Here is a 14898-nt window from a genome sequence, read left to right on the forward strand (position 1 = left end):
AGACTTCCGAAGCTATAAGGCAGATATCTGAGGAGACCCTGAGGGCGAGAAACGTTTCCATGGACATGGCAGAAGCTATAAGGGACGGGAAGGATAAGGTTTCCTTCATGCACGGGGCTATGAACAGGATAGTTGACGTGAGCGAGAGCATAAGCTCCATAACGGAGACGATAATAACCATCGCGGAGCAAACAAATCTATTGGCTCTGAACGCCGCCATAGAGGCGGCGAGGGCTGGAGAGGTGGGGAGAGGTTTCGCCGTGGTCGCGGACGAGGTCAGGAGGCTCGCCGAAATATCGGGTAACGCGGCTAAGGAGATAGCCCAGCTCCTAGAAAACGCCCTCAAGACCGTGGCTGAAGGCAAGGACGCTTCGGAGGCTGTAGTGGAGAGCTACAGGAAGATAGAGGAGGTTACCACCGAGATCGCTACCGTCATAGATACCATAGCCACCGCTATGGAAGAGCAGAGCAGGGCAGTTGACATAATAAGGGACAGCATAACGGACATATCCAACAGCACCGAGAGGATGGAGGAGAGCGTAAAGAGGTTTAAGCTGTGAACACACAGGACTTCAGCATATACGTGGCAGGAGCTCGCCCGAAGGTGCTTCCATTATCCTTTTCACGCCGTAAGGCGTCCTTAAGACAACCCTGCTGCCATTTCCGACAATCCTACCTATGATCTCCGCATCCCTGCCGTGGGGATGTTCTCTGAGAAGCTCAAGAGTCCTCTCTGCATCCCTTTCCGCGACGGACATTACCGCCATACCTTCGTTGGCTAAGTGGGTGGGCTCAAACCCGAGGAGCTCACAGAGTCCCAGGACGGCTTCCTTGACGGGTATCTTATCCTCCTCAACCTCTATTTCAACACCCGACTGTTCAGCCCACTCGTTGAGAACTGCAGATAGTCCACCCCTCGTGGCGTCCCTTATAGCGTGGACTTGAACGCCTGAGCTCAAGACCTTCTCTATCATGTCCCACAGGCTCTTACAGTCGCTCTCTATGGGGATCTCAAACTCCATGCCCTCCCTCTCGGCGAGAATGCACGCACCGTGGTCTCCAACGGTTCCTGAAACGAGTATCGCATCTCCCTCCTGCAAGGTGTGGGCGGACAGACCTTTGAAGGTCATGATCCCTATGCCCGAGGTGTTTATGAATATCCTGTCCACCTGACCCTTGGGGACAACCTTGGTGTCCCCGGTGACCACGAGAACACCAGCCCTGTTTGCCTCCTCAGCCATGCTCTTTACGACCCCCTCAAGCTCCTCAAAGCTGAAGCCCTCCTCTATTATGAAACCCGCCGAGAGATACTTCGGTCTTGCACCCATAACGGCGAGGTCGTTTACCGTGCCAGCCACCGCAAGCTTACCTATATCCCCTCCCTTGAAGAAAGGAGGAGAGACCGTGAAGGAGTCGGTGGTGAAGGCGACGGCACCCTCCAAATCAAGAACTGCGGAGTCCTCCATGCGTTCAAGGATAGGGTTTGAGAGGTGTTTTATGAAGAACTCCTTTATCAACCTTTGGGTTTCTTCTCCTCCGGAGCCGTGAGAGAGTAAAACACGCTTCATTTAGGTTATATTAAAGCTCATGAGAACGATAGACGTAAGTCCAAAATTTGAAACCCACAGGAGCGCGAGAGCTTACGGTAGGATAAGGCTCAGACCGGAGACCGTGGAGCTGATAAGGGGTAAAAAGCTTCCCAAGGGAGATCTTGTTGAAGCCACGAAGCTTACGGGCATTTACGGAGCCAAGAGAACAGGCGAGATACTTCCCTTCTGCCACCCCATATCCCTTGACTTTGTGGAGGTTGAAGTGAGGGTTAACGATAACAGCGTAGAGGTCTTCTCCACGGTGAGCGGCATAGCGAGAACGGGCTACGAGATGGAAGCTCTGACCGCGGTGTCAACTGCACTCCTGAACGTTTACGACATGTGTAAAGGCGTTGACGATGAGATGGTCATAGAGGATATAAGACTTACGGACAAGAAAGGAGGGAAGTCTGACTGGTCGGTAAAGCTGGAGGGAGTTGGAGTGAGGGTGCTGTCCCAGAACGAAGAACTGAAGGATGTAGCCCTATCCTACCTGAAAGACCTTGGAGCTGTGGAATCGGAGAAGCCCAGGCTGACAGTAGTATTAGGAGAACCCACGGGATTGAAGGAGGAGCTCATTTCCCTGGAGGCGGTTATAGCCCTGTATGACTTCAGGAAAAACCCCACACTCGTGGGAGAGGAGATAAGGGTCGGCAGAAACGGAGAAGGCTCCCTCGTCGTTGTTATACCTCCAAGAAAAGAGAAGCTCAAACTGTTCTTTGAGACCTTCGGGGGAATACTCGGGAGCCTCCTGTAATGGACAGGTTCGTTCTCTGCATCACCGGGGCGAGCGGAGCTGTATACGGATACAGAGTCCTACAGGTATTGTCGGAGTTTTCCTACGTTGATGTGGTGGTCTCCGGGGCTGGAAGCATAGTCCTGAGAGAGGAACTTGACAAAGACCTTCAGGGGCTTAAGGAAGAATTTCCTTCGGTGAAATTTCACGGAGAGAAGGATCTTACCGCTCCCATAGCGAGCGGTTCTGTCCTCACGGGATACAGAGGGGTGGTGGTTATTCCCTGCTCCATGAGCACCCTCGCAAGCGTGGCGAACGGTGTGAATAATAACTTGATCCACAGGGTTTGTGAAGTAGCCTTAAAGGAGAGGGTTAAACTGGTTATGGTTGTCAGGGAGATGCCTTACTCAAGGGTGCACATAGAAAACATGCTCAAGGTCACCGACGCGGGGGCTATCGTGACACCTGCAAGTCCGGGCTTCTATCACAGACCGGGCTCGCTCCAGGAGGTCGTTGACTTTGTCGTGGGTAAGGTGCTGGATCAGCTCGGCGTTAAGCACGAGCTTTACAAAAGGTGGAAAGGAGGAGGGAAATGAGAGTATTAGCCATTGTTCTCGTTTTAGCACTGAGCGTTTTTGGCGGGGAGAAGGCAGGAGAGGTGGTCAAGAAGCAGGGGAGGGTCAAGCTCCTGAGAGAGGGTGATCTGAAGGGTAAGCTGATAACCCACCTTCCTCAGGAGCTCTTTGTTAAGGACATTCTCAAAACGGACTTCTCCTCAATGGCTTTCGTAAAGCTCCTCGGAGTGAACAAGCTCGTCCTCATGGAGAACAGCGTCCTGTACATAGAGGGCATAGACAGGCTGAACTTTGAAGAGGGCAGGGCTGTATTCCAGATAAGGAAGAGGGAGGAGAGCAGAGGGCTCAAGGTTAGGGTGCGCTCCGTGATCATAGGTATAAAAGGGACAAGGTTCATGGTGGACGCAAAGGGCGACAGTATAGGGATATTCCTAAAGGACGGACTCCTCACCGTGAGGAAGATGGTTGGAGAGTTCATAAGGTACAAAAAGAAGGAGGAGGAAGAGTTTGAGGAGTTCAGGCGCGAGATAGAGGAGGGGATAAGGGAGGAGAAAGAGGAGTACGAAAAGTTCAAGAGAGAAACGGAGAAGGAGTTCCGTGAGTTCGTCAAGGAATTTGAGCTCAAGCCGGGCAGCGCGGTAATAATAGAGGGCAGCGAGGTCAGGGATGTGGAGATACCTCCCGAGGTGGAGGAAGAGTTCAGGCTCCTTGATATGTTTTAATATTTCCTCCTATGGCTAAATCTCTCCTCATAGTGGGCGTTGGGTTTATGGGAGGCTCGTTCGCCTTAGCCCTTCGCAGGGGAGGATTTAAAGGGAGCATATACGGCGTAGACATAAAACCGGAAACCATAGATAAGGCGGAGGAGCTCGGCGTAATTGATGGGGGTGGAACGGAGCTGGGACTCGTTCAGGAGATAGAGCCGGATTATGTCGTCCTCGCATCGCCGGTGAGGACCTTCAGGGGCATAGTCAGGGGTGTGAAGCCCTTCCTGAAGGAAGGGGCTGTGATCACAGACCTCGGGAGTGTGAAAGGAAAGCTCGTTTACGAGCTTGAGGAGCAGCTCGGGAGCAGGTTCGTCGGGAGCCACCCCATCGCCGGTACGGAGAAGTCGGGGGTTGAGCACAGCTTCGCAGAGCTCTTTGAGGGTAAAAAGGTAGTCATAACACCGACCGAAAGCACCGACAAGGAAGCCCTGGAGGAGGTCGTCTCCCTGTGGAAGCTTACGGGTGGAAGGGTTGAGTTCATGGATCCCATGCTCCACGACTGGGTCTTCGGGGCTGTATCGCACCTGCCCCATGCGATAGCCTTTGCCCTTATAGACGCCCTCATAGAGATGTCCGATGGAGTAGACCTGTTCAAGTATCCGGGGGGCGGTTTTAAGGACTTCACCCGCATAGCGGCGAGCGATCCTGTGATGTGGAGGGACATATTCTTAGAAAACAGGAACAACGTCCTGAAGGCTATAGAGGTGTACGAGAACTCCCTTCAGAAGCTCAAAGAGCTTATAGAGGACGAGAGGGAAGAGGAGCTCACAGAGTACCTGAAGGAGGCAAAGCAGAGGAGGTTGAGCCTGGAATGAAGGAGCTCGTTATTGAGAAAAGGGTAAGCAGGGTAAAGGGTGAGCTGAGAGTCCCCTCCGACAAGTCCATATCCCACAGAGCTGTGATCATAGGTGCCCTTGCCAGGGGGAAGACCACCGTTCACGACTGGCTTAGGTCTGAAGATACGCTCGCCACCCTTAACATGGTCAGAATGCTCGGCGTTGAAGTCTATGACAGCGGGAGCGTGCTTGAGATAGAGGGAAAGAATTACCTCTTTGAAGAGCCAACGGACATACTGGACGCAAGGAACTCCGGGACTACGGCGAGGCTTATGCTCGGCGTGCTATCAACCCAGCCCTTCTTCAGTGCCCTGACCGGCGATGAGAGCCTGAGGGGAAGACCGATGCTTAGGGTCGTTGATCCTCTGCGGAGCATGGGAGCTACCATAGACGGAAGGGAGCAGGGGAACAAACTACCCGTGGCTGTCAGAGGTGGTAAGCTCAGAGGCATATCCTTCTTCAACAAGAAGGCTTCAGCTCAGGTAAAGTCCTCCATACTCCTTGCCGGGATCAAGGCGGAGGGCATCACGGAGGTGGTGGAGCCCGTTATGTCCCGAGACCACACGGAGAAGATGCTCAGCTTCTTTGGAGCTGAGATAGTGAGCGTTCCAGAGGAGAAGGGGCACATAGTAAAGCTCAGAGGCGGGCAGGAGTTGAAGGGCTCCGAGGTTTACTGTCCAGCCGACCCCTCCTCGGCAGCCTTCTTCTGCGCCCTCGCACTTCTAACAGAAGGGGGTGAGCTCGTTCTCAGAGATGTCCTCGTTAACCCTACGAGGGATGGCTTTTACAGAAAGCTGAGGGACATGGGGGCAGAGCTCAGCTACGAGAACCAGAGGGAGATATCGGGGGAGCCCATAGCGGACATAGTGGTTAGAGGAAGCAAGAGACTGAAAGCCGTGAAGGTGGACGCTGAAGAGATACCTGCGATGATTGACGAGATCCCTGTGCTCGCCGTAGTTATGGCACTTGCGGAAGGGAAGTCTTCAGTCAGGGGGGCGAGAGAGCTCAGGGTAAAGGAGAGCGACAGGATAAGAGCAATAGTTGAGAACCTGCGTGCTATGGGTGTCAAGGTTGATGAGTACGAGGACGGCTTTGATATAGAGGGCACTGACAGGCTTAAGGGGGCTCACATTAAGACCTTCGGAGACCACAGGATAGCTATGGCTTTCACGGTGGCTGGACTTTTGGCAGACGGAAGAACGATCATAGACGACGTTGAGTGCGTTAACATCTCCTACCCAAACTTTCTGAGGGACATAGACTCAGTGGTTGAGTATTCTTGAGAGCCTTTTCAGGGCGTCTACCTTTTCCCTCTCACCTATCTTTGCCTTTGATATGGCTCTTTTTAAGGTATCTATGGTTGCGTCGTAAACCTCCCTCTGGACGGGAAAGGGGTGTCCGTCCTTCCCGCCGTGAGCAAAGGTGTAACGGGCGGGGTCTTTAAAGGAGGGCTTTTCTCCATAAATGAGTTCGCTCACCAAAGTGAGGGCTTTGATGGTCTTTGGACCTATTCCTCTCTGCTTAAGGAGGTCTTCAAACCCTTTTACGCTCCCTGCGTCTATCTTTTTAACCGTATCTCTGAGCTTTCTGAGGTTTAGGTCTTCACCCTTTATGTAGTGTCTTGAGGGCATCTTAAGGCTTTCCATCTTCTCAAGCTCTCTCAGGAGAAATTCCCTGTCCCTGATCAGCTCGGTTATTGACCTCCTGGAACCACGAGACTCCCTGGACACCATATTGAGGATTATCCTCTCGTGAACTTTTTGGGCGGATATGCCGCTGTGGGGTTCCTCAACGAGGTTGTTCACTCTATCACCAAGCCAGTGGTAGCGCCTCGCATATCTGTTCTCTGCATTCAAGCCCTGCTGAACCACAGCCCAGGAGCCGTCCTCTGTGAAGATCAGCGTGTGGTGGTAGAGCTGATAGCCATCCTGAAGCAGGGTGTTGTCTACCTTGGCAACCACACGACTTATCTCTTTCAGACCTTCTGTATCCGTACCCACGATCTCTCCGAGCCTGTCAAGCTCCTCGGGGGTTCTGAGCGCGCTCTTTCCCTTTCCTCCGACCACGAACAAGCCCAGATCCTTCCCGATGTATCTGAGAGATTCCTTTAGAGCTCCGCAGACCGTTGTGGTGAGACCGCTGGAGTGCCAGTCAAACCCGAGAACGCAACCGAAAGACTGAAACCAATAAGGGTCTGCCACCCGCTCAAGGAACGCATCTCTGCCGTGCTCCAGCACCACCAGCTCAACGATGTTCCTTGAGAGCTCAACCATCCTCTTGAACAGCCACGGTGGAGCCTTGCCGTGGTGAAGAGGCAAGTCCGCAAATCCCTTCCTCATCTGATCAGTCCCGATCTTTTGTAAAGCCTTCAAAGAACCTGTTGATGTCCTTTGCTACGTCCTTTACCGCTTTGCCCGCCTTGCACCAGCCCTTGTTCAGCTTGCACCTTGTAATGCATCCCTCTCTCTTCTTCTCGTCAAGGGGAAACTCCTGAACGCAATCAAAGGCACACTTCTTATAGGAGAGCTCACACCTGTCGGCGAGCTCAACGGCTTCCGAAAGGGATACGAGACACAGGAAAACAGCCACTATAAGCATGAGCCTCACCTCAAGATGGGTTTTAAAGGTTTACCGTAGGCATCTCTGAGTTCATAGTACACGCCGCAGGCGTCCTTGTTCCTGCCCACCTTACCTATGACCTGTCTATCCTTGACCCTCTCTCCCGTTTTGACCCAGGGCTTGCTGAGCCTGCCGTAAACAGACACGAAGCCGTCCCTCTGGTTCACTATGACCACCCAGCCGTAGCTCTCTATGTCCCTGCCGGAGTACACTACATCTCCCTCCTTCACAGCCCGAACGAACTTTGAACAGCTTGTCTTTATGAACACGCCTCTGGGCGTCTTGTTGAAAACACCCCTGACGGGGGCATGGTAGACGGGAGTCCTCGTCTCCGGCCTCTCAACCTTGACCGGTCTCTGGGCACAGGAGGCTATAAAAAAGAGCGTGAGTATCAAGAGTGCCTTCATAGGTCTCCGTCCAGCTCTATCCTTGAGGGCGTTACGCCTCTCTGCCCCTTGTACTTGCCCGAGTACACGTTCTCCGGTATCTTATCAAGCTCCGCAAAGACGAGCTGACACACCCTCATCCCCACATAAAGCCTTATGGGAACGCTGTTTGCGTTGTACAGCTCAAGGGTTATCTGTCCCTCAAACCCCGCATCCACCCAACCGGCGTTCTCTATGAAGAGCCCGAGTCTGCCCAGCGAAGACCTACCCTCAACGAAGGCTGTTATGTGGGAGGGTAACTTTATGTACTCAACGGTCGTGGCGAGGAGGAACTCCTTAGGCTGTATGTCTATGTACTCGTTCACGTCCACCCTGTCAACCCTGTGCACTCCCTCCCTGACGTCTATCAACTCCGTCTCCCTGTATCTGGCAAACTCTCCCCCAAGCCTGAGGTCAAGGGAGGAGCACTGCACCTGAGACTTCTCAAAGGGGTCAACCTTGAGGACACCCTTGTCTATAAGCTCCTTTATAGTCCTGTCGCTCAGGATCATAACCTAATAAAATTATAAGGCTATGCGAAGGGCTTTATCCCTTTCTGCACCGCTGCTTCTTTTAGTGCTGAGTGTGTATGTGTCCCTGAACTACCTACCCGAAACCCAGAGGCTAAAGGCGCTGCTCTCTTCCCAGGTCACCCTTATAGAGCTCCCCCGCATAGATGTGATCTACCGTAAGCTAAGCTCCCCCAACGACATAGTGAGTGTGCACTGTGAGTCCGTGCTACCGGTAACCTACACAAAGGTGGTATCCCTGTCCTCCCTTCAGCCGGCGGAGAGGAAGAAGAGATTCATAGACCTACTTTTGCCCTCCGTCCTAATAGCCAACTACGAAGTGGTGAGAACGAGGGAGAACCTAACCAGAGTCCTTGAGAAGCTGAAGATGAGGTACAAGCTGAGCAGAGCTGAGAGGGACTTCGTTGAGAGCATGCTGGACAGGTGTAAGGCGGACTCCATAGAGGAGGTGTTGCTAAAGGCTAATCCGGTTCCTCCGAGCCTTGTGGTGGCTCAAGCTGCCGTTGAAAGCGGGTGGGGAACCTCACGCTTCTTCGTAGAGGGAAACAACCTCTTCGGTATGTGGGCTTTCAAGGATAAGAGCAAGGTAATAGAAGCTAAGGAGAGTAAGGTTCACCTCAAGAGGTACGATTCCATACTTGAGGCTGTGCGAGATTACATATACAACGTTAACGTTGGCTGGGCTTACAGCGAGTTCAGGAAACACCGCCGCAAGAGCTTTGACCCCCTTGAGCTGTCAGAATTTTTGAGCTTCTATTCCATAGAGAGGGAGAAGTATGTTAAGAAGATCAGGAGAATCATTGAGAAGAACGGGCTTACGGAGCTTGATTATTGCATTCTTGACCCTTCTTATATCCGGTGAGTCCTTCGCGGATTACGCTTCCATACTTCTCTATCACAGGTTCGGCGACCACAGGTATCCGACCACATCCGTAAGTATGGAGGACTTTGAGGCTCAGATGCGCTATCTTAAGGAGAACAACTACAACGTTATACCCATGAGCAAGCTCGTTGAGCTTCTGAAGGATAAAAAGCCTATACCTCCAAAGACGGTTGTGATAGCGATAGACGACGGCTACCGTTCAACTATGAAGGCTTTCAGAGTCCTCAAAAAGTATAGGTTCCCCTTTGTAGTCTTCCTGTATATGGAAGCTGTGGGAAGGTATCCGGATTTCCTTACCTTAAAAGAGATAGAGGAGATGAGAAGCTCTGGACTTGCGGAGTTTGAGAACCACTCGTACTCTCACAAACCCTTCGGACTGATGAAGGACACATCCAAGTTTATAAAAGACCTTGAGCTGAGCGAAAGAAGATTCAAGAGGCTTTTTGGGAGAAAACCGCGGCTCTACGCGCTACCCTTCGGATACTACAACAAAGGTGTTATAGAGGCTCTCAAGGAGAGAGGCTACGAGGCTGTCTTCACCCAGGATCCCGGCAACGTTGACCTCAACACCGACATTCACAGGATACCGAGACAGGCTATAGTGGGGAGCTGGAGCAAGATGAAAAACTTCAAGAAGAAGCTAAACCGTGAGCCTCTCCCCATAGACGGAATTGTCCCCGGCTGGGGATTTCTGGAGAATAACCCGCCTGCGCGAATAGGGGCTTTCCTGAAAGAGCCGTCTAAGTACGACAGGTGCAGGATATACGTAACGGAGCTCGGCTGGAGGCTCGCCAAGAGGAAGGGTGCCCTCGTGTTCAGAGACAACCTGCCCAAGCTGAAACGGAGGTGGAACAGGGTAGGCGTGAAGTGCAGGAACACAGAAAGCAACAGGTGGGCTGAGAGCTTCTGGATGATAATAAGGTGAAATGAGGTTTCTCGTAGTTGGCGTGGGTGCCATAGGGAGCTCTTACTTCGCCTTTCTTACCAGGGCGGGACATGAGGCTGTTGGGCTCGTCAAGAGGGGAAGAAAGCTGAAAAACCTCTCCGTTAGAGGTATATGGGGAGAGTTTGAGGTGCCTGTCAAGACTGTGGAGAGCCCCTCCGAACTCGGACTAACCCCTGAGGTGGTGATACTCTCCGTCAAATCCTACGATACGAGAAGAGCCCTTGAGAACATAAGAGAAGCTGTAGGAAGGAACACCCTGATAATGATCGCCCAGAACGGATACGGCAACTACGAAACGGCGGTTGAGCTCTACGGAGAGGGGAAGGTCATACTGGCGAGGGTAATATTCGGCTCCGAGGTCTTGGAACCCGGCAGCATCAGGATAACGGTCTCTGCAGACGACGTAGTGATAGGAGACCCTGCGGGGATCGTTAAAGAGGATTACCTGAAGGATCTCGCCCACACCTTCACCGAAGCGGGCATACCCACCAGATACGAGAGGGAGGTTTACAAGTTCCTCTGGGACAAGATAATCTACAACTGTGCCCTCAACCCCCTCGGGGCACTTCTTGAGGTTAATTACGGAACCTTGGCTGAAAACCCCCACACCAGAGAGCTGATGGACAGGATCGTTGAAGAGGTCTTTGAAGTGACCCGCTCCGCGGGTATAGAGACCTTCTGGAAGACAGCAGAAGAGTACCTTAAGGTCTTTTACGAGAGGCTGATACCGCCAACCTCAGCCCACTACCCCTCCATGCTTGCAGACGTGAAGAAGGGAAAGACCGAGATAGACGCCTTAAACGGGGCTATATGCAGACTCGGTTCAAAGTACGGTGTGGCAACACCCACCAACAGAGTTATAACGGAACTCGTGAAGGCGAAGGAGTTGCTCAATCAGGGATCTTGATCTCAGACGTGTCGGGTATGGTCGCGCTCCCCATGGAGCAGTGCCCGTTATATACAGCCCCCTCTTCTATAACGAAAACGTCAGCCCTTACGTCGCCGTTGAGGGTTGCACCTCTCTTTAGCTCTATCCTCTGGGCATCAACGTTGCCGTCCACAGTCCCGTGTATAAGTATCTCGGTACACTGTATATCCCCCTCTACCCTTCCGGACTCACCTATTATCAGCATCCCCTCGCTTCTTATGTTGCCCTTCACCCTTCCATCTATCCTTGTAGCGGTTGATAGGTTCAGGTTCCCCTCAAAGGTGCACCCCTCTCCTATTAGAGTGTTTACGTCCGCGCTTTCAACGGGTTTGAACACCTCTTTCTTTCCACCGAACATCTCACCACCTCACATACATGTATTTTATTGGATTCTCACGCTTTGAGTACCTCCACACCTCGTAGTGGACGTGGGGACCTGTAGACCTGCCCGTGGAGCCAACGTAGCCCACTATATCACCCGACTTGACCCACTGCCCGGGCTTAACCTTTATCCTTGACAGGTGTGCATACATCGTCCTGAAGCCGTAAGCGTGCTTTAGTATGACCACCTTTCCGTAGCCACCCTTCCATCCCGCGTATATAACCTTGCCGTCGGCGGTAGCCCTGACCCGTGTGCCCCAGGGAGCCCTTATGTCCACACCCTCGTGGAACTCGTACTTACCCGTGAAGGGGTCTATCCTGTAGCCGTACCGGGAAGTTATCCTGCCCCACACCGGAGGTCCTAAGGGAACCCTGCTCAAATACTTCTGAAACTTGTCAGCCTCGCTGTGAAGAAAGCTCACGTACTCAACGTCAAGGATGTCAACCTTGTTCTGGGCACCTCCAACGCCGCTCGGCACACGCCTTATTCCCTTTCTTCTCAGGAACTTGTCTATGGTTACGAGCTTACCCTCAAGGTGTTTCACCTTCTCCTTGAACTGCTGAAGGTAGCTGTTCCTCTCCTGCTCTCTGGCGAGCAATAGCTCCAGGCTCTTCCTCTCCTCCTTTAGCTTGGCAACCTCCTGCCTCAGGGATATGTTCTGGTAGAAGGAGAAGACCGAAAAGGCGAACAGTCCCCCCAAAAACACCCCAGACGCAACCAAGGACTTTTTCAGCAGATCAACGTTTACCTTTAAACTCTTTGCCTTCTTCCCTCCGTACCCTACTATCAAGATGTTTATGTACTTATCCTTCCCCTTCATAATGCTCTTATTCTACACTAAGAACGCTCAGGAATGCCTCCTGCGGCAGTGAGACGTTCCCGAACTGCTTCATCCTCTTCTTACCCTCCTTCTGTTTCTCAAGGAGCTTCTTCTTTCGGGTTATATCTCCCCCGTAACACTTGGCGGTGACGTTAGCCCTCAGGGGCTTTATCCTCTCGGAGGCTATCACCTTTCCCCCTATCGCCGCCTGTATGTGTATCTCAAAGAGTTGCCTGGGTATGGTTTCCCTGAGCTTCTCCACTATCAGCCTCGCCCTCCTGTATGCCTTGTCCCTGTGGACTATGAAGGAAAGGGCATCAACAGGCTTCTTGTTTATGAGTATGTGCAGCTTGACGAGGTCTGAAGGTCTGTAGCCTATGAACTCGTAATCGTAGGAGGCGTAACCTCGCGAAAGGGTCTTTATCTTGTCGTGGAAGTCTAAAATAACCTCTGAAAGAGGGATCTCGTACTCCAGCATAACCGTGTTCTCATCAAGGTAGGAGAACTTCTTCTGCTCTCCCCTCTTCTCCTGACAGAGCTGCATTATGTTACCAACGTACTCCTTCGGAGTGATTATCGTAACAAGAACGTATGGCTCCTCAACGCTATCAACGAGACCGAGGTTGTCGGGGAACTCCGAAGGGTTCCTTACCTCTATGACCTCACCCGTGTGTTTCTTCCTCACCCTATAAATAACGTTCGGTGCGGTGGTGATAATTTTTACCCCGTACTCCCTCTCAAGTCTCTCCTGGACTATCTCCATGTGCAGGAGTCCCAGAAATCCTACCCTGAAGCCCATCCCTAGGGCCGGCGAGCTCTCAGGTTCATAGACTATGGCTGAGTCGTTTATCGCATATTTTTCAAGGGCGTCCCTGAGCTCCTCAAAGGTGGTGTCCTCGGTAGGGTATATACCCGCAAAGACCATAGGCTTCGCAGGTCTAAAGCCGGGTATGGCTTCCTTCACAGGGTTCCTCGCGTGGGTTATCGTGTCCCCTATCCTCACGTCTCTCACGTCCTTTATGGATGCGGCGATGTATCCCACGTCTCCCGCTTCCAGCTTTTCAAACTTCGTCATCTTGGGAGTTTGGGCACCCACCTCCGTAACCTCGTACTCCTTGCCCGTTGAGAAGAGCCTTATCCTGTCTCCCGGCTTTACCTCCCCGTCGAAGACCCTCACGAAGGCGACCGCTCCGCGGTATGGGTCGTAGTAGGAATCAAATATGAGGGCTTTAAGCGGAGCCTTTGGATCACCTTTGGGCGGCGGCACCCTCTCAACTATCGCCTCAAGGATCTCCTCTATGCCTATCCCTTCCTTAGCGGAGGCGAGGATGACCTCATCACCGGGCAGCCCGAGTATGTCCTCTATCTGCTTGATGATCCTCTCTGGCTCGGCGGCAGGAAGGTCTATCTTGTTTATAACGGGGATTATCACGAGGTCCTGTTCAACCGCCTTCCAGAAGTTTGCTACAGTCTGAGCCTCTATCCCCTGGGTCGCGTCCACGAGGAGGAGCGCCCCCTCACAGGCAGCGAGCGCACGGGAAACCTCGTAGGAGAAGTCCACGTGTCCAGGAGTGTCTATGAGGTGTAGCTTGTAGGTCTCCCCGTCCTTAGCATTGTAGAACATCCTGACAGCTTGCATCTTAATCGTTATACCCCTCTCCCTCTCTATGTCTAAGGTGTCGAGGAGCTGTTCCTTTTTCTCCCTCTCGCTGATAGCCCCCGTAAATTCAAGGAGGCGGTCTGCGAGGGTGGACTTTCCGTGGTCAACGTGGGCTATTATGGAGAAGTTCCTTACCTTTTCGAGGCTCATAAGCTCTAAATTATGACACAGCACCTCTGGGGACAAGTGAGACTCTTGCAGTTGAAATTTTACTCCCGGGCATTACAATATACCTATAGGGGGTATAGGTATGGAGAGGTGCGACGTTTATCTGACCCAGGAGAGTATGGAAGAGCTACTAAGGAGGCTCTCACGTATTGAGGGGCAGATAAGGGGTATCCAGAGGATGGTCAAAGAGAAGAGGAGCTGTGACGAGATACTCATTCAGATATCGGCAGTGAAGTCAGCCCTCAGCAGTGTGGCGGTGAAGCTCCTTGAGGATCACGTGGAGTCCTGCGTGAAGCCGAGCGTTGAAGCGGGGGATACTAAGGCGCTTGAGGATTTTTTAGAGGCTGTTAAGAAGCTGATAAAGGGAGGTTGCTGATATGAGAGAGTTCCTCGGAAGCCTCGTGGGGACCTTTGCCTCCCTCCTCGCCGCCTCCTGTTGTGTTGTCCCAACCCTCTTCGTGGTCTTCGGAGTCTCTGCAGGAAGCCTTAGCTTTCTGAGTGCACTGGAGCCCTACAGGTGGTACTTCCTGGCAGTCGCCTACATCGCGGTCGGATACTCACTCTACAAGTTCTACCTGAAGAACTGGGTCAAGGAGAAGCTGCTCAAGAAGCCCGCTATAGAGTGTGCCTGCGAGGAGCCGGGCTGGACTCAGAAGCTCAGCAAAGGGGTTACGTGGTTTGCCCTCGTACTTCTTGTGTTTGCAACTTTTTACCCCTACGTCCTTGAAAAGATTTACGGAGGTTGAGATATGAGAAGAGCTGTGCTCGCTGCCCTTATTCTGGTCAGCTTCAGCTTTGCAGAGAAGGTTCTGGTGATTGACGTGGAAGGGATGACCTGCAAGGTCTGCCCTATAGCGGTTAAGAAGGCTATATCTGAAACCAAGGGTGTGAAGTGGGTCAAGACATCATTGAAGAACCGCGTAGCGGTTGTAGTAGTTGAAGATAACGTAAAAGAGGAGGAAGTTCTGAAAGCTATACGCAGGGCTGGAAGCTACAGGGGAAAGCTTATAGGTAAGGCTGAGTTTTAGGAGGTT

General features: G+C 52.4%; 20 protein-coding genes. 12 read left to right on the forward strand and 8 right to left on the reverse strand.

Annotated features, from left to right (window positions below; all coding sequences use genetic code 11):
- On the forward strand, positions 1-560 hold a 560-nt coding region (locus HG1285_RS13830), incomplete at its 5' end, for a methyl-accepting chemotaxis protein (RefSeq protein WP_008286480.1).
- A gap of 12 nt (positions 561-572) precedes the next feature.
- On the opposite strand, the gene hypE is transcribed toward HG1285_RS13830, so the two are convergent.
- Complete coding sequence (gene hypE / locus HG1285_RS13825) at positions 573-1568, reverse strand: hydrogenase expression/formation protein HypE (protein ID WP_008286481.1); 996 nt, start codon at positions 1566-1568, stop codon at positions 573-575.
- Between the two features lie 19 nt (positions 1569-1587).
- Between hypE and moaC the strand changes: the two genes are divergently transcribed.
- From moaC to aroA, 5 genes are read left to right on the forward strand one after another with little or no spacing between them, the layout of a single operon-like run.
- Complete coding sequence (gene moaC / locus HG1285_RS13820; protein ID WP_008286482.1) at positions 1588-2346, forward strand: cyclic pyranopterin monophosphate synthase MoaC; 759 nt, start codon at positions 1588-1590, stop codon at positions 2344-2346.
- Entirely contained in the window at positions 2346-2921 is a 576-nt protein-coding gene (locus HG1285_RS13815; RefSeq protein ID WP_008286483.1) for a UbiX family flavin prenyltransferase, read from the forward strand. Before moaC ends, HG1285_RS13815 begins: the two co-directional genes overlap by 1 nt.
- On the forward strand, positions 2918-3622 hold the full coding sequence (locus HG1285_RS13810) for a FecR domain-containing protein (protein ID WP_008286484.1): 705 nt from the start codon (positions 2918-2920) through the stop codon (positions 3620-3622). Before HG1285_RS13815 ends, HG1285_RS13810 begins: the two co-directional genes overlap by 4 nt.
- Positions 3623-3633: 11 nt before the next feature.
- Positions 3634-4482 (forward strand): prephenate dehydrogenase/arogenate dehydrogenase family protein, encoded by an 849-nt coding sequence (locus HG1285_RS13805; RefSeq protein WP_008286485.1) that lies wholly within the window; start codon positions 3634-3636, stop codon positions 4480-4482.
- Positions 4479-5786: a 3-phosphoshikimate 1-carboxyvinyltransferase gene (gene aroA / locus HG1285_RS13800; RefSeq protein WP_008286486.1), complete on the forward strand. Its 1308-nt coding sequence runs from the start codon at positions 4479-4481 to the stop codon at positions 5784-5786. The genes HG1285_RS13805 and aroA overlap by 4 nt, the downstream gene beginning before the upstream one ends.
- On the opposite strand, the gene HG1285_RS13795 is transcribed toward aroA, so the two are convergent.
- From HG1285_RS13795 to dcd, 4 genes are read right to left on the reverse strand one after another with little or no spacing between them, the layout of a single operon-like run.
- Positions 5766-6842 (reverse strand): DUF763 domain-containing protein, encoded by a 1077-nt coding sequence (locus HG1285_RS13795; protein ID WP_008286487.1) that lies wholly within the window; start codon positions 6840-6842, stop codon positions 5766-5768. The genes aroA and HG1285_RS13795 overlap by 21 nt on opposite strands.
- Positions 6843-6846: 4 nt before the next feature.
- Positions 6847-7101, reverse strand: a complete 255-nt coding sequence (locus HG1285_RS13790; RefSeq protein WP_008286488.1) for a hypothetical protein — start codon at positions 7099-7101, stop codon at positions 6847-6849.
- A gap of 5 nt (positions 7102-7106) precedes the next feature.
- Complete coding sequence (locus HG1285_RS17175) at positions 7107-7529, reverse strand: M23 family metallopeptidase (protein ID WP_008286489.1); 423 nt, start codon at positions 7527-7529, stop codon at positions 7107-7109.
- Complete coding sequence (gene dcd / locus HG1285_RS13785) at positions 7526-8059, reverse strand: dCTP deaminase (protein WP_008286490.1); 534 nt, start codon at positions 8057-8059, stop codon at positions 7526-7528. The genes HG1285_RS17175 and dcd overlap by 4 nt, the downstream gene beginning before the upstream one ends.
- A 22-nt stretch (positions 8060-8081) precedes the next feature.
- Between dcd and HG1285_RS20590 the strand changes: the two genes are divergently transcribed.
- Genes HG1285_RS20590 through HG1285_RS13770 form a run of 3 tightly spaced genes read left to right on the forward strand, consistent with a single transcriptional unit; the run spans position 8082 to position 10813 of the window.
- Positions 8082-8939 carry a glucosaminidase domain-containing protein gene (locus tag HG1285_RS20590; RefSeq protein WP_083793035.1) on the forward strand — a complete coding sequence of 286 codons (858 nt, stop codon included), beginning with the start codon at positions 8082-8084 and terminating at the stop codon, positions 8937-8939.
- Positions 8917-9885: a polysaccharide deacetylase family protein gene (locus HG1285_RS13775; protein WP_008286492.1), complete on the forward strand. Its 969-nt coding sequence runs from the start codon at positions 8917-8919 to the stop codon at positions 9883-9885. Before HG1285_RS20590 ends, HG1285_RS13775 begins: the two co-directional genes overlap by 23 nt.
- 1 nt (position 9886) lies before the next feature.
- Complete coding sequence (locus tag HG1285_RS13770; RefSeq protein ID WP_008286493.1) at positions 9887-10813, forward strand: 2-dehydropantoate 2-reductase; 927 nt, start codon at positions 9887-9889, stop codon at positions 10811-10813.
- On the opposite strand, the gene HG1285_RS13765 is transcribed toward HG1285_RS13770, so the two are convergent.
- From HG1285_RS13765 to lepA, 3 genes are read right to left on the reverse strand one after another with little or no spacing between them, the layout of a single operon-like run.
- Entirely contained in the window at positions 10797-11192 is a 396-nt protein-coding gene (locus HG1285_RS13765) for a polymer-forming cytoskeletal protein (protein WP_008286494.1), read from the reverse strand. The genes HG1285_RS13770 and HG1285_RS13765 overlap by 17 nt on opposite strands.
- A 1-nt stretch (position 11193) precedes the next feature.
- Positions 11194-12036, reverse strand: coding sequence for a M23 family metallopeptidase (locus HG1285_RS13760; RefSeq protein WP_008286495.1), 843 nt, complete (start codon positions 12034-12036; stop codon positions 11194-11196).
- Positions 12037-12043: 7 nt separating this feature from the next.
- Positions 12044-13846 carry a translation elongation factor 4 gene (lepA, locus tag HG1285_RS13755; RefSeq protein WP_008286496.1) on the reverse strand — a complete coding sequence of 601 codons (1803 nt, stop codon included), beginning with the start codon at positions 13844-13846 and terminating at the stop codon, positions 12044-12046.
- 100 nt (positions 13847-13946) lie between these two features.
- On the opposite strand from lepA, the gene HG1285_RS13750 reads away from it, so the two are divergent.
- From HG1285_RS13750 to HG1285_RS13740, 3 genes are read left to right on the forward strand one after another with little or no spacing between them, the layout of a single operon-like run.
- Positions 13947-14240, forward strand: a complete 294-nt coding sequence (locus HG1285_RS13750) for a metal-sensitive transcriptional regulator (protein WP_008286497.1) — start codon at positions 13947-13949, stop codon at positions 14238-14240.
- 25 nt (positions 14241-14265) lie between these two features.
- Complete coding sequence (locus HG1285_RS13745; RefSeq protein ID WP_198005422.1) at positions 14266-14610, forward strand: mercuric transporter MerT family protein; 345 nt, start codon at positions 14266-14268, stop codon at positions 14608-14610.
- 3 nt (positions 14611-14613) lie between these two features.
- Positions 14614-14892 (forward strand): heavy metal-associated domain-containing protein, encoded by a 279-nt coding sequence (locus HG1285_RS13740; protein ID WP_008286499.1) that lies wholly within the window; start codon positions 14614-14616, stop codon positions 14890-14892.
- Positions 14893-14898 lie beyond the last annotated feature (6 nt).

The organism is Hydrogenivirga sp. 128-5-R1-1, from assembly GCF_000171895.1.

Coding starts and splice junctions, on each gene's coding strand:
- hypE (WP_008286481.1), bottom strand. CDS start 1,568: ATGAAGCGTGTTTTACTCTCTCACGGCTCCGGAGGAGAAGAAACCCAA.
- moaC (WP_008286482.1), top strand. CDS start 1,588: ATGAGAACGATAGACGTAAGTCCAAAATTTGAAACCCACAGGAGCGCG.
- HG1285_RS13815 (WP_008286483.1), top strand. CDS start 2,346: ATGGACAGGTTCGTTCTCTGCATCACCGGGGCGAGCGGAGCTGTATAC.
- HG1285_RS13810 (WP_008286484.1), top strand. CDS start 2,918: ATGAGAGTATTAGCCATTGTTCTCGTTTTAGCACTGAGCGTTTTTGGC.
- HG1285_RS13805 (WP_008286485.1), top strand. CDS start 3,634: ATGGCTAAATCTCTCCTCATAGTGGGCGTTGGGTTTATGGGAGGCTCG.
- aroA (WP_008286486.1), top strand. CDS start 4,479: ATGAAGGAGCTCGTTATTGAGAAAAGGGTAAGCAGGGTAAAGGGTGAG.
- HG1285_RS13795 (WP_008286487.1), bottom strand. CDS start 6,842: ATGAGGAAGGGATTTGCGGACTTGCCTCTTCACCACGGCAAGGCTCCA.
- HG1285_RS13790 (WP_008286488.1), bottom strand. CDS start 7,101: ATGCTTATAGTGGCTGTTTTCCTGTGTCTCGTATCCCTTTCGGAAGCC.
- HG1285_RS17175 (WP_008286489.1), bottom strand. CDS start 7,529: ATGAAGGCACTCTTGATACTCACGCTCTTTTTTATAGCCTCCTGTGCC.
- dcd (WP_008286490.1), bottom strand. CDS start 8,059: ATGATCCTGAGCGACAGGACTATAAAGGAGCTTATAGACAAGGGTGTC.
- HG1285_RS20590 (WP_083793035.1), top strand. CDS start 8,082: ATGCGAAGGGCTTTATCCCTTTCTGCACCGCTGCTTCTTTTAGTGCTG.
- HG1285_RS13770 (WP_008286493.1), top strand. CDS start 9,887: ATGAGGTTTCTCGTAGTTGGCGTGGGTGCCATAGGGAGCTCTTACTTC.
- HG1285_RS13765 (WP_008286494.1), bottom strand. CDS start 11,192: ATGTTCGGTGGAAAGAAAGAGGTGTTCAAACCCGTTGAAAGCGCGGAC.
- HG1285_RS13760 (WP_008286495.1), bottom strand. CDS start 12,036: ATGAAGGGGAAGGATAAGTACATAAACATCTTGATAGTAGGGTACGGA.
- lepA (WP_008286496.1), bottom strand. CDS start 13,846: ATGAGCCTCGAAAAGGTAAGGAACTTCTCCATAATAGCCCACGTTGAC.
- HG1285_RS13750 (WP_008286497.1), top strand. CDS start 13,947: ATGGAGAGGTGCGACGTTTATCTGACCCAGGAGAGTATGGAAGAGCTA.
- HG1285_RS13740 (WP_008286499.1), top strand. CDS start 14,614: ATGAGAAGAGCTGTGCTCGCTGCCCTTATTCTGGTCAGCTTCAGCTTT.